Source organism: Litorimonas taeanensis, assembly GCF_003634015.1.
Lineage (GTDB): Bacteria > Pseudomonadota > Alphaproteobacteria > Caulobacterales > Maricaulaceae > Litorimonas > Litorimonas taeanensis.
Window position 1 is genome coordinate 488,498 of the sequence record NZ_RBII01000002.1, and the last position, 14,404, is coordinate 502,901.

Below are 14,404 nucleotides of genomic sequence, written 5' to 3' on the forward strand. Positions count from 1 at the left end.
TGTCTATGGAGGCCGGTTGGCTCATAATACATCGCTCTTCTTTGCCGGGTCTCTATCCCCTATTGGCCACTTTTTCACAAGCGTTTCTCTCATACCGCTGAATTTGCCGCAGTCAAAACTCAGCTAAAGAAAAAGCCGCATCAAAACTGATGCGGCTTTTAATTCTACAGCGAGTAACCGCTTATCACTTAATGATGATCATTATCTTCAATGCGCGGAAGCACGTTGAATTGGTGATAAGGCGGCGGTGAAGACAATGTCCATTCCAATGTTGTCGCACCTTCACCCCAGTAATTGTCAGTGACCTTGCGGCGAACGATAAACGCTTCAAGCAACATAAGGAAGAAGAAGGCAACACCCGCGAGTGTAATCAGCGCGCCCATAGATGACACATGGTTCCAAAGCGCAAACTCTTCAGGGTAATCCACATAACGTCGCGGCATACCGTTCAGTCCCAAGAAATGCTGAGGGAAGAAAATAACATTCACGCCGATAAAGAAGAGCCAGAAATGTGCGCCTGCGAGCCACTTATTATACATGATACCGAACATTTTACCGAACCAGTAATAGAAGCCTGCAAAGATACCGAATACAGCCCCCATTGACAGAACATAATGGAAATGCGCCACAACATAATATGTATCATGCAAGTAAGTATCGACACCCGCATTCGCTAGAACCACGCCTGTAACGCCGCCAATAACGAAGAGGAAGATAAAGGCCAAAGCCCACTGCATTGGAATTGTGTAACGAATAGATCCGCCCCACATTGTTGCAAGCCAAGAGAAGATTTTCACCCCTGTTGGCACCGCAATCACAAGAGTCGCGGCCAAGAAATAGGCTTTCAAATCAACATCCATCCCCACCGTATACATATGGTGAGCCCAAACCACGAAACCAACAACACCAATGGCAACCATCGCATAAGCCATTCCGAGGTAACCAAAAATAGGTTTACGTGAGAATGTTGAGATGATGTGAGAGATGATACCAAAAGCAGGCAAAATCATAATGTAAACTTCTGGGTGACCAAAGAACCAGAATAAATGCTGGAACATTTGTGGGTCACCGCCACGGGCTGGATCAAAGAACCCTGTACCGCCGTCAATTCGGTCTGTGAACAACATAAAGAGTGCAGCCGCCAAAACAGGTAGCGCCAAAAGAAGCAAGAATGCTGTTACAAGTACAGACCATGCAAATAACGGCATTTTATGCAACGTCATGCCCGGTGCACGCATGTTCAAAATTGTCGTGATAAAGTTAATCGCGCCAAAGATAGACGAGAAACCCGCAGCCAAAAGACCTATGATAATAAAGTCAAAGGATGGCCCAGGAGACCCCGTCGTCGAGAGCGGCGGATACATCACCCACGCGCCACCAAATCCATTCCCGCTCGCCGAGCCGGGCACCGCAAAACTGATAAGCAAACAAATAAGCGCTGTTGGGAGCAACCAGAAAGAGAGGTTATTCATACGCGGGAAAGCCATATCAGGCGCGCCAATCATAATCGGCACAAACCAGTTACCAAACCCGCCGATCAAAGCCGGCATAACCATGAAGAAAATCATTATAAGGCCATGCATTGAGACATAGACCAAATAGGTGTGCTCATTAGAGAAGATTTGAATACCCGGCTCAGCCAGCTCCATCCGCATCATAAAGGAGAGGAAGCCACCAATAAGACCCGAGATAATCCCGAAAATCAAATAGAGTGTTCCGATATCTTTGTGGTTTGTAGAATAAAACCAGCGAGCAAAAAAGCCCGGCTTGCCATCATCATACATACCTTCGTCATTGTCACTAATTGCAACCATGATGTCTGTCCTTCGTTCCTAACGTCTTTTTTGCGTTATTCGTATGGGTTATTATTAATCTCTGGCAGCGATTGCTGTCGATATCGCTGATGTATTAGTCGCTATAGAATCACCGAATGAACCATCATTGGCAACCCAACGTGCAAATTCAGCTTTGCTGACGACTTTGACTTCGATCGGCATTTTATAGTGAAGAATGCCGCAAATTTCTGAACACTGACCGTAATATGTACCTTCATCATAAACTTCGAACCATGTCTCGTTAATGATACCCGGAACGGCGTCCATTTTAACGCCAAAACTTGGAACGGCCCAAGCATGCATATTATTGACAGACGTCACCAAGACTTTGACTTTAGTTCCAACGGGAACAACCAAAGGCGCATCTGTTCCTAATAGGTAAGGTTTATTTTGCTCTGTCGCTTGGGTCTCATCGAGCGGGTTTGAGATAATTTCATCAATATTCTCAAAATCAGGATATGTGTATTGCCAGTTCCAAGTGTTTCCTGTGGCTTTTACAGTAATTTCAGTCTCTGGAAGGCGATCTTGCATATAGAGCAACTGCATTGACGGCACGACCATAAAGAGTAGCAAAACAACAGGAGCAATTGTCCAAATCACCTCAATCAACACATTATGAGACGTTTTTGAAGGCACAGGGTTCGACTTCTCACGGAAACGGATCATGATGTAGGCCATCAAGATTGTCACAAAGGCGACGATCGCGCAGATAATCCAAAAAACTAGGCTGTGAACCTTTAGAAGTTCATCCATGACAGGCGTGGCAGATTCTTGGAACCAGTAGCCGCCCTCTGAGGGTTTCCCTGCAACATCTTGGGCTTGCGCTGTTATAGCACTTAAACCTGATAATGACGCCGCGCCAAGTAATGCTTTGAAAAACCGCATCTGGTCCTCTTAAACTTAATCAGACGCAGGTCAGTCTGCGTCGGTTGAGACTTACATACAATAATATCACGGAAAGTCGTGCACTGACTCCGCCGCGTATTGTCGCATTTCGCGGTTGTCTATCCCGACAGAGCGCTTAGATAAAGAGGCAATAGTAAAAGAAAGCCCTGTAAATGTCAGATTTTGTCTTTGAAGACAGTGAATTAAGCGCTGAACAAGCGCAACTCATTCTTAATAACACTTTAAAGGGGGCTGATGATGGAGAACTCTTCGTTGAGCGCTCGGCCTCAGAGTCCCTAACCTTTGATGATGGCCGCTTGAAAACAGCGAGCTTTGATACGTCACGCGGATTTGGCCTTCGATGCGTGGCGGGCGACACATCAGGCTTTGCGCAAGGCACTGAAATGAGCACAGGCGCCCTGACGCGCGCCTCTCAGGCCGTCATTATGGCCAAGCAAGGCTATGATGGCACAGCCGCCGAAGCTCCTAGTCGGAACAACAGACGTCTCTATCCTGATATTGATCCGATTACGCACCCTGGTTTTGGCGTGAAAGTCGAATTGCTGGAAGAAATTGACGCCTACTGCCGTGCCCTCGATCCATCTGTCGTGCAAGTCACAGCTACCTTGTCGGCGACCCGGCGTAATATCGCCATTTTACGGGCTGGGGGTGAACGCTATAACGACATCCGCCCCCTTGTGCGTCTTAATATTGCTATCGTCGCCGAGATGAATGGCCGGCGCGAACAGGGCTATGCAGGGGCGGGGGGTCGCAAAGCCTATGATGGATATATTGACCCTCAATTCTGGAAACCTCTTGCAAAAGAAGCCTTAAGACAAGCCATAGTGAATCTCGATTCTGTACCAGCGCCCGCAGGACAAATGGATGTTGTCCTCGGCCCGGGCTGGCCTGGCGTGCTTCTTCACGAAGCCATGGGGCACGGATTAGAAGGAGACTTCATTCGCAAGGGCACTTCGGCCTTTTCCAATATGTTGGGCCAACGCGTGGCCGCACCTGGCGTCACCGTAGTAGATAATGGTACATTAGAAGGTCGCCGCGGCTCGCTCAGTATTGATGATGAAGGTACACCGACATCAAACACTGTTCTTATCGAAGACGGCATTCTCAAGGGTTTTATGCAAGACCGATTAAATGCGCGCCTGATGGGTGTAGCCGCAACAGGTAATGGCCGCCGAGAAAGTTTTGCTCACGCGCCAATGCCGCGCATGACAAACACCTATATGCTTGGCGGCGATAAGGACCCGAAAGAAATGCTCGCTGACCTCAAAGACGGAATATACGCAACGAATTTCGGAGGCGGTCAGGTTGATATCACTAGCGGTAAATTTGTTTTCCAATGCACTGAAGCTTATCGCGTACGAAATGGTGAAGTGGGTGAGGCTCTGAAAGGTGTGACCTTGATAGGGGATGGGCCGTCTGTTTTGACCCAAATTCGTCATGTCGGCAATGATATGGAACTTGATCCTGGAATTGGTGTCTGCGGCAAGGCAGGTCAAGGCGTGCCTGTCGGTGTAGGCCAGCCAAGCCTTTACGTAGAAAACCTGACAGTTGGGGGCAGCGCGGCTTAACAAAAACGGCGCTTGTACCGTCTCTAATTTATATCCGTAATTAATTGCAATCCAGTTAAACGCCTTGCGTAGATTATCTGCAAAATCATTTCAGAGAATTTGTGTCGACGGTTTAAATTTATAGCATAGGCTTTGTATTGTTTGTATCGGGCCTAGCCATTGGCGCCCATATGATTGGCGTACCACATGTCTGGATTGGTGTGGGCGCGTTAATTATTGTTGGTCTAGGCATGTTTTCAGGGGCGGCCAAGACACGTCAAAAAGATGTCCATTCTAAATGATGCCCACATTCGAAAGCCAGCCAATCGTCGGCCGAATAGACTTGGTGAACATGACATGAACGGTCATTGACGGATTTTGAAATTGACTCGCATAGAGCGCTGCCCATCGCTATATAGATTCCAAATCACATTGGAGAATTATGATGAGTGGATTAAACCTTATGGACATGATTATGTCTGCCGCAGGGGGCCAAGCCCCTCAACAGATGGGCCAACAATTCGGTCTGGATGCCCAGCAAAGTCAAAGTGCCATTGCTGCACTTTTACCCGCAATCTCTTCAGGCCTTAAGCAAAATGCTTCGACCCCACAGGGCTTGGCGGGTCTTTTGGGCGCTTTGCAAAAAGGGTCACACAGCCAATATATGGATAACCCTGAACAACTCGCTGCACCGGCTGCTGTCGCCGAAGGGAATGGTATTTTGGGGCATCTATTTGGATCCAAAGACGTCAGCCGCGCCGTTGCGGGCCGCGCAGCAGAACAGTCTGGCGTAAGCCCTGACATTTTGAAAAAGATGTTACCTATGGTCGCCATGATGGCGATGGGTAGCCTTGGGAAGCAAACAAACGAACAGCAAGGCGGCGGCATGCAAGCCATGCTTGGCCAAATGGCGATGCAACAATTAATGGGCGGCGGCGCAAAAGCTGGCGGAATTGGCGGTATGCTCGGCGGACTACTCGGCGGCGGCGCGCGCAAGGCCCAAGCACAGCAGCAACAAGCGCATCAACAAGGCCTTGGTTTCCTCGGGAAAATGCTCGATGCTGATGGCGATGGCAATACAATGGATGACCTGCTCGGCATGGTAATGAACAAACGCTAATTGCGGCGTTTACTGAAAAGAAAAAGCCCGCTCAATTTGAGCGGGCTTTTTTATGCGTTAAAAATCATCCGGTTTAAATAACGGGCGTTTCGGACTCTTCAGTTTTTAACAGCTCAACCTCTTCATCCATCCATTTTTTAATTAGGGGTGAGATTAGAAGCATTAAGAATCCAATCCCCATTCCAATATAACCAATGGAAGAAAAGACCTGAATATAATTCGCCTTCGCGCCAGCCACATCAACAATTTGGCCGCCCACAGTTTCCGCGCCAGCCGCTGCTGCGATAACGCCAGAAAGTGCATTACCTAGGCCAGAATAAACGAACCAAGCCGCCATAAAAAGACCCACCATACGTGCAGGAGCCAGTTTGGTCATCGCTGACAATCCAACAGGGCTGAGCATCAGTTCTGCCATTGTATGCACCCAATAGATAGCAAAGATAAAGAAGACTGGCGTCATGGCTGCTGGGCCAACTGTCTTCATTCCCCAGACGAGGACTAAATATCCAAGACCCGCGCCAAACACGCCAAAAGCAAACTTAACAGGCGTTGAAGGCTCGATCTTGCGCTTTGCTAAAAAGACCCAAAGCCATGCGACAATCGGAGCAAAGATAAAGATAAAGCCCGCATTCAATGATTGGAACACAGGTGTAGGCACATCCCAACCCGCAATATTCGTATCGACCAAACGACTTGTAACCAAAGTTAAAGATGAACCAGCTTGCTCAAACAATGACCAGAAAGGAATTTGCGCAACAGCAAAATACAAAGCCGCCCACATACGTGAACGCTCCCGCCCTTTTAGTTTTACGAAAGAGTAAACAACAAACAGGATAAAGAAGGCGATGCCAACAAAAGCGGCCAATGGCCCAATGACGTCTGCATAATTCAACAAAGCCATGCAAAGTATCACAACGATAACGGCTGAGAGGTAACAAGCCCACTCCACCGAAATCGGGCCGAATACTTTTTCTTTTAGTTTTTCAAGAGAGGGCGGCTCTGCGACATCGCCTAACCATTTTTGTCCCCACTGGAACACAATCAGGCCGAGAAGCATACCGATTCCCGCTAGGCCAAAGCCCCACGCCCAACCATAAACAATCCCCAAAATTCCGCATGACCAAGTCGCGAGGAAACTACCCAAGTTGATGCCCATATAAAAGAGTGTGAAACCGCCATCACGCCGTGGATCACCTTGCGGATAAAGATCACCGACGATGGTAGAAATATTTGGCTTCAAGAAACCAACACCTGCAATAATAAGAGCAAGAGAGAAGAATAGAATGTTGACATAGAGAGACTGTCTTTCAATCGCCGTGCTATAATCACCCTGGTTTACGACAGCATAAGGCGCGCTAATATCTGCGGTCTTATCTTCACTATTTTCAAAAGCCAGAACCTGAGACGGGGCACCATTCGCGTCACGTTTAATTTCAATTCTGTCACGACTATCTGTTCCCAACAATACAATATCACTCGAAGTTGTTTCCTCAAACTGAAGAGATTGACCATTGTAAGCGATAAACATCGCTGTCTCGCCAGTCTCAGCATTTAGGACGCGTTTCTCAACAGGGTATTCAACACCATTAATGACGATCTCTGTAGACGGGTTGGGACCCGCACATGCCATACCAAAAACATTACAAGCATTCTGTAAAAGGCCTCGGGTTGTTCGGTTAATGACGTAATCACCTTCGCCCGCATCATTGATTGGCACTAAACGTTGACCGCCAAGGTTCACAAATTTGTCGGTGTCAAACACCATGCGCCGTGTCTCGCCCTCATACTCAATGTAGAGCTTACGGCGGTCGTCACGACCTTCGTCCATAATGACATAATCGCCACCATTGAAACTTAGTGTTTCTTCAGAGCCTGAACCCTCAAAGGCCATTCCGAAATGTCCCGCAACCAAAAGTATAGCCCCAAAGGTTACGGCCTTTCTTTGCCCAAGATATTTATCAGACAAGATGCCGCCCACAATCGACATAATATAAACGAGCGCAATATAGCCGCCATAGATTAAATTGGCTTCTGTATCTGAAAATAAGAAATGCTGAATAAGATAAAGAGATAACAATCCGCGCATTCCGTAATATGAGAACCGCTCCCACATTTCAGTTAGAAAACAAATAATGAGTCCGCGCGGATGACCAAGAAATGTCTTCTCGGGTTCAGCCGCCATACTATTGCCAACCATAAAACTCCCCTTTTGGGTATAACAAGAAATGAGGCGCCGTCCCCTGGCGCCGAATTATCCCAACCTTTGACACAAAGAAATCTTGGGCGCAAACCCCTAACGGGGCATCACACGCAATAATTTACCGTCGCTTTAATATTGCGCGCCTATAGTTTTAGAGATTACCTTCAACTCCAGGGCGAAATTTTTGACTTGTGGCTTTCAAAATTTCCCCTTAAGGCCCTCTGAAAAAATAAATGTGGGACTTATTTTGCGTCGTAGTGGCTTTAAACCTTTTTCAAGCTCTGCCTTGGGGCTTGTTCTCTGTGCTTTGGTCGCTCCTCAACTTTATGCGCAACCCGCTTTAGAAACCGATACAGTTGCAAACGCCTCTGCGGTGCAGGGTGTTTATGACCCCCATTATTTCAATCAATTCCAACCCCGCACCGCCTATGACATGGTCGTACGCATTCCGGGTTTTAATCTACAAGAAGACCACACGGATGAGCGGGGTTTTGGACAAGCCACTCTGAACATCTTAATCAATGGGCGGCGGCCTTCGTCAAAATCATCAAGCGCCAATGACATTCTAGGTCGCATCCCTGCGGATACGGTCACCCACATTAAAATTATTGATGGTGCCTCTCTCGATATTCCCGGCTTATCAGGACAGGTGGCCGATATTGTCGTTTCAGTTGATAATTTAAGCGGCAATTGGCGTTATGCTGCACGCTTCGAAGAGGGCACTGAACCGCAATTACTAGAGGGCGCTGCCAATTTCTCTGGGAAACGTGGGAATTTAGAATACACTATAGGTCTCGAAGCCTATCAATTTACGTTCACAGAAGAAGGGCCAGAGTATTTTTACGATGGTACCGGAACTTTAATTCAAAACCGCTATGAAGATGCGGCGCTTCAACAGCAACAGCCTCGAGCCAACATCAATTTGACACTTAATCGTCCTAATTCTGATGTTGCGAATCTGAATATTTCAGGGGCTATTCTGAATCAGAATGAATTCATTCATGAAACCTTTTCAGGTATAAATAATGCCGCGCCATCTGGAGATTCTGTCGGGCGCAACGGAGTCGATAGACACGAATTTGAGATTGGGGGAGATTACGCAACGCCGATAAACCTTTGGGGGGATAAAGGTCAATTCAAATTCATTGGTCTATATAGTGAAACCCATACCGATTCTACGCGGCGATTTCTCTTTGACGCGGATAATGCCCCATTGACGCTTTCCACTTTTTTACGTGATGATTTTTCATCAGAATATATAGGACGGGCAGAATATACTTGGTCTCAAGGCAATAACCAAGATTGGGTCTTATCAGCAGAAGCCGCCTTCAACCGTCTGGAGAGTGATACCGAACTTTTCATAGACTCAGGCCCTCGTGCTTTAGACCATGTCGAGGTTGAAGAATCCCGATACCAAGCCAATATCACCCAAAGCTGGGCGCTTACGCCTCAATTAAATATTCAAACCTCATTAGGCGCTGAATATTCAGAGATTAACGTACCAACATCTGATGATGCAAAGGAATCCTTTTTTCGTCCTAAAGGTTTCTTAAGCGCCTCTTACACCGTTTCACCAACCTATGTTTGGCGCGGAAAGATCGAACGCTCCGTAGGGCAATTAGATTTTGGCACTTATGTCTCAACGGTTAGTCTGACCGAAGGTAGTGCCAAACAAGGCAATGCAACGGTTCCCGATCAAAGGTGGAAAGCGGAACTCGAATTAGAGCGCCAAGACAGCAAGGCCTTATCAGGCAAGATAAAGGGCTTTATTAATTTCATTGATGATCCACTGGATAACATACCCATTTTGCTCAGTAATGGTAGCATCGTCGAAGGGCCTGCTAATTTGGATTCTGCGACCACCTATGGCGTCAGCGCGAACCTTACTTGGATACTTGATTCTATTGGCGGCAAGGGCATGCGCCTATCCATGGACGGTCAAATAGCTGACAGCCGTATAGAAGACCCCGTAACATTTGAAAACCGATCGCTAAATTCGACTCTGTTATGGTATTATGAAGTGGAGCTTCGCCAAGATATTCCTGGCACGTCCCTCGCCTGGGAAGTCGAGCTTGAGCAAAGCCGTAATAGCGAACTTTATCGAGTCAGCGAGGTTTTCGACACGCGATTTATTCGCCCTGAGGCCAGCCTTGCTTTCATACACAAAGACTTATTGGGTTTGAAATGGGCCTTAACTCTCTCAAATCTCTTAGACTTTAAAGCCCAACGAAATCGGCAAGTCTTTTCGACTAATCGCGCTGAAACCCTTATCCGCCAAGAAGAGTTTAATAGACAACGCGGCCGCCGTGTGTCGCTCGAAATATCAGATACATTTTAAGTGCAACCCGTTTCTTACAGAAGTTTCACAAAACAACATTTGTTGTGACTACAACTGTAGTCTATGGAGTTTGCAAACATAATCGCGGGGAATTTGAATGCGAAACTCTTCTTGGCTAGCGGGCTGCAACCTTGCCCTAATTTTGTCTTGCTATCCGAATATAGTAAAGGCGCAAACAGCACCTGAATCAAATGAAGTTAACGTAGCCGCGCAAAGCTCTATTTCCACTCAAGACGCCAAAGAAAGCTACACCCCCCAATATTTTGAAACCTTCGCTCCAGCCACGGCTTATGACATGGTCATCCGTATTCCAGGGTTCACTCTAGCTGGCGCAAATTTTGGACGGGGTTTGGGCCAAGGCGGTGCGAATGTTTTGATTAATGGGGAGCGGTTGACCGGCAAAACCGATGTGGGTGAACAGCTTTCCCGTATTGCCGCAAAGAATGTCGTTGAAATTGATATTGTTGATGGCGCCTCGCTTAACATTCCAGGTTTGTCAGGACAGGTCGCAAATATTACAACGAAGTCCACAGGCATATCGGGCACTTTTGAATGGACACCTGAATTTCGCCCTAGATTAGAACCTAATTATCTACGCGGGAATGTCAGCCTCTCGGGCGAAACGGGCAACCTCACCTACACGCTGGGCCTTCGAAATAACGCCTTTAGACAAGGGAATTATGGCCTTGAAACCCTTGTCGATAGCAATGGCACCTTATTTGAAACTCGAGATGAGATTGGTCGTGACTATGGCGAAAACCCGGGGGCAACGGTTGATTTAACATGGAAGCCTCAGGCCAATCACATCGCGAACCTAAACTTTGAAATCAATCAATTCACCTATGACGGGAGAGAAAGCTCGCGGCGGGACGCTATCACCCCCCGCGGAAGGGATCTCGTCACCTATTTTAAAAATTCAGAAGATGAGTGGAATATGTCTATCGGCGGAGACTATGAGTTTCCGCTTTCGATAGGGTCTATGGATGGTAAGCTTAAAACGATTGGCTATTATCGATTTGAGAGTTCACCCACCGTGTCTCAATTCGAAGCCTTTGAAAATGATATGCGAGTATTTGGTGATCGTTTCGAGCGGCAAGCAGATGAAGCCGAAACCATTTTACGTAGTGAATATTCTTGGTCGCCCAAAACAGGGCGGGATTGGCAAATAGGCTTGGAAGGCGCCTTCAACTATCTCGATATTGAAGCGGCTTTGAGCGAGTTGGAAGATGGCGTTTATGTGGCGCGGAACCTGACAGGTGCCAGCGACCGCGTTGAAGAAAAACGCGCCGAAGCCACACTGACCCATAGCCGTAAATTGTCAGACACATTAGATGTGCAAGCCTCTCTTGGTGCCGAATATTCTGAAATTTCTCAGTCAGGAAATGATGGTGTTGTTCGGAACTTTATACGCCCAAAAGGGTTTATTTCCGCAAGCTATAAGGCAGGCGCGAATAAACTTTGGCGCGCCAAGATTGAACGCCAAGTGGGTCAGTTAAATTTCTTTGACTTTATTGCTTCGACTGACCTTAACAATAAAGAGACTCGCGATTCTAATTCCGCGCTAAAGCCTTCGCAAACGTGGCGTGCTGAAATTGCCTATGAACGTAGTTTTGGCACAGGGAACCAATGGAACACCACTTTGGACGGGACAATTATTAGTGACCTTGTTGATCGCATCCCAATTGGCGATTCTGGCAATGCTATTGGGAATATTGACTCGCCTGCATACACTTATTCTTTGCATAGTGATATTACGTTGAAAGGCGAAAATTGGGATATGAAAGGCGTAGAACTGAATGCAGGTTTCGGGCTTCACTTCTCACATGTTGATGACCCTGTGGAAGGCTTTGATAGACGTTTAAGCGGTGATAGTCTCTGGCATTGGAACGCGAATATTCGTCACGACATACCGAAAACAGATTGGGCCTATGGCGTGAATGTTTCCCAAGAACGAAATGCCCGACAGTACCGCGTATCCACAACGCAAAAATATACCTTTAAAGGCCCATTCGTCAGCACGTTCATCGAGCATAAAGACGTATTTGGCATGCGCCTTAACTTGCAACTTAGCAACTTATTGAAAAGCAGCGACGATTTTGAGCGTGAAATCTATACCGATCGGCGTGACATCGGCGTATTAAACTTCACCGAAAGCCGGAAACGTGAATTTGGAATGTTATTGCGAGCAAACCTCAGCGGTACCTTTTAATAAATACACACTTTGTAGCTTCTCATAATATCACCGTCCCAAGCCCCTTTAAACTGGCGAATAAGACGATCGGCATTGCTTTCGCCTAAAAGCGCCATACGATCGAGGTCTTGTAGGAATACAGTTTCATTTTCGCCATGCGCATTTAATTTATGCCGCGCTTTTAATCCTGAACGGGATATAGACAAAATATCTTTGGCAACATCTTGGAGAGTTTTATCACGGAATGGCGTTTGAAAACCTAATCGCGCCACATCCGCTCTCAACTGTTGACGTTCTTCTTCAGTCCAGTCTTTCACATAATCCCACGCCGCATCGAGGGCGTTTTGGTCATATAATAAACCAACCCAAAACGCAGGGAGCGCGCAAAGCTCATCCCACGGCCCTGTATCGGCGCCGCGCATTTCGAGAAATTGCTTTAATCGCACTTCAGGAAAAATCGTGGAGAGATGGTCTTCAAAATCAGAAAGGGTTGCGACTTCCCCCGGCACAACATCTAAGGTCCCATTCAAGAAATCACGGAAAGACTTCCCCGCCGCGTTCAAATACTCACCCTTTCTATAAACAAAATACATGGGTACATTGAGCGCGTAATCTACATATTGCTCGAACCCAAAACCCTCTTCAAAAACAAAAGGCAACATACCTGTTCTATCAGCGTCCGTATCGAGCCATACGCGTGATCGATACGACTTATAGCCATTTAACTGCCCTTCCTTAAAAGGGGAATTGGCAAAAAGGGCCGTCGCGATTGGCTGCAAGGCCAAGCTCACTCGGAATTTTTTGACCATGTCGGCTTCGGAGCCAAAATCTAGGTTTGTTTGGACTGTGCAGGTGCGGAACATCATTTCTCGGCCATGAGTGCCAACGGTTTGCATATAATCCCGCATAATTTTGTACCGGCCTTTAGGCATTACGGGTACATCTTCAAGTTTTGTATCAGGCCGAAAACCCAGCGATAAAAAGCCCGCACCGATTTCATCAGCCACTTCACGGACTTCGCGAAGATGGCGGCTTACTTCGCCGCAAGTCTGATGAACATGTTCTAGCGGCGCACCTGATAACTCTAGCTGCCCGCCCGGTTCTAATGATACAGAAGCCCCCTCTCTTTTAAGGGCAATCAGTTTTCCACCCTCTGTAACGGGCTCCCAGTTGAAACGTTGCAAGCCTTCAAGCATCGCATAAATTGAACACGAGCCATCATAAGGCAATGGCTGAAAGTCAGCTTGAGAAAAGCCGATTTTTTCATGCTCTGTGCCGATACGCCATTCGGATTTGGGTTTGGAACCCGCCGCCAAATAGTCAATCATCTGTGCTTTATTTTCTAAAGGTTGGGCGTTTCCGCCGGCACTTGGTGCGGCCATGAGGGTTCCTGTTTACTCACATATCGGGGGGCACACATAGCCCCTTCAATCAACCCTCACAAGGTTACACTCGGCTCGTCACCACACATTAATGTGAAATTGTGTTATTTTAGCGAATTGTTCCAATCCCCATGAAGTGACTGCCATAGCGTTAATAGAGACAAAGCCGCCGTATCAGCGCGTAAAATACGGGGCCCCAAAGACACAGAAAGAACGGATTCTTGTTGACGTAAAGCTTGCCTTTCATCCTCAGTAAAACCGCCTTCAGGTCCAATCAATAAGGTGGCACGCGGCTGACCAGATTTTAAAGCCTCTCTCGCCGGCAAGGCGTCACCGGCCTCATCTGCGAATATAATCTGACGCCCGGCCTGCATGCCTATCCAATCCAAGAGCCGCACGGGTTTACACACATTTGGTACATCCAAGCGTTCTGTTTGCTCAGCGGCCTCAATGATTTGCGCTTGGGCTTTTTCAAGACTTAATTTGGGGAATTGTGTACGCGCCGTTATGACAGGTTCAAATCGGGAAACCCCTAACTCAGTGCCTTTTTCAAAGATAAATGACGTACGATGTCGCCTTATAGGGGCGAAGGCCAAAGCAATATCTGGCACCTCCGACATCGCACGAAGAGGTTCAACCAACTTCACATCGGTATGTTTTCTTGAATGCGATATAATCTCCCCCCGCCATTCACCCTCACGGCCATTAAACAAACGAAGACTATCCCCTACTCCCATGCGTAAAACCGTACCAAGATAATGAGCCTGAGCCTTTGGTAAGACAGCAATTGCTCCCTCTGAAAAGGCTTGATCACAATAGAGGCGTTTCAGTGTATAATTTTCGCGCATAGGATTGTCTTACCCGAAGGAATAGCGTTAATCACGA

General features: G+C 47.2%; 9 protein-coding genes. 4 read left to right on the forward strand and 5 right to left on the reverse strand.

From position 1 onward, the window contains the following. Positions 1–188 precede the first annotated feature (188 nt). Both ctaD and coxB read right to left on the reverse strand, forming a co-directional pair. Positions 189–1,814 (reverse strand): cytochrome c oxidase subunit I, encoded by a 1,626-nt coding sequence (gene ctaD, locus DES40_RS10270; RefSeq protein ID WP_121101685.1) that lies wholly within the window; start codon positions 1,812–1,814, stop codon positions 189–191. A 54-nt stretch (positions 1,815–1,868) separates the two neighbouring features. After that, a complete protein-coding gene (gene coxB / locus DES40_RS10275) occupies positions 1,869–2,720 on the reverse strand; it encodes a cytochrome c oxidase subunit II (RefSeq protein WP_121101688.1) in 852 nt (283 codons plus the stop codon). Positions 2,721–2,893: 173 nt separating this feature from the next. On the opposite strand from coxB, the gene tldD reads away from it, so the two are divergent. Both tldD and DES40_RS10285 read left to right on the forward strand, forming a co-directional pair. Then, positions 2,894–4,309, forward strand: coding sequence for a metalloprotease TldD (gene tldD, locus DES40_RS10280; RefSeq protein ID WP_121101691.1), 1,416 nt, complete (start codon positions 2,894–2,896; stop codon positions 4,307–4,309). 421 nt (positions 4,310–4,730) lie between these two features. After that, positions 4,731–5,408 carry a DUF937 domain-containing protein gene (locus DES40_RS10285; RefSeq protein ID WP_233345566.1) on the forward strand — a complete coding sequence of 226 codons (678 nt, stop codon included), beginning with the start codon at positions 4,731–4,733 and terminating at the stop codon, positions 5,406–5,408. Between the two features lie 73 nt (positions 5,409–5,481). Here DES40_RS10285 and DES40_RS10290 read toward each other — a convergent pair whose 3' ends face one another. Continuing rightward, positions 5,482–7,605 (reverse strand): peptide MFS transporter, encoded by a 2,124-nt coding sequence (locus tag DES40_RS10290; RefSeq protein ID WP_233345568.1) that lies wholly within the window; start codon positions 7,603–7,605, stop codon positions 5,482–5,484. Positions 7,606–7,843: 238 nt separating this feature from the next. On the opposite strand from DES40_RS10290, the gene DES40_RS10295 reads away from it, so the two are divergent. Together DES40_RS10295 and DES40_RS10300 are read left to right on the forward strand one after the other, a co-directional pair. Continuing rightward, on the forward strand, positions 7,844–9,946 hold the full coding sequence (locus tag DES40_RS10295; RefSeq protein WP_147405896.1) for a TonB-dependent receptor plug domain-containing protein: 2,103 nt from the start codon (positions 7,844–7,846) through the stop codon (positions 9,944–9,946). Between the two features lie 97 nt (positions 9,947–10,043). Continuing rightward, positions 10,044–12,155, forward strand: a complete 2,112-nt coding sequence (locus DES40_RS10300; protein ID WP_121101696.1) for a TonB-dependent receptor plug domain-containing protein — start codon at positions 10,044–10,046, stop codon at positions 12,153–12,155. Here DES40_RS10300 and DES40_RS10305 read toward each other — a convergent pair. Both DES40_RS10305 and DES40_RS10310 read right to left on the reverse strand, forming a co-directional pair. Next, positions 12,152–13,519, reverse strand: coding sequence for a glutamate--cysteine ligase (locus DES40_RS10305; RefSeq protein WP_121101699.1), 1,368 nt, complete (start codon positions 13,517–13,519; stop codon positions 12,152–12,154). The genes DES40_RS10300 and DES40_RS10305 overlap by 4 nt on opposite strands. Before the next feature lie 104 nt (positions 13,520–13,623). Continuing rightward, complete coding sequence (locus DES40_RS10310) at positions 13,624–14,367, reverse strand: 16S rRNA (uracil(1498)-N(3))-methyltransferase (RefSeq protein WP_121101701.1); 744 nt, start codon at positions 14,365–14,367, stop codon at positions 13,624–13,626. Between the last annotated feature and the right edge of the window lie 37 nt (positions 14,368–14,404).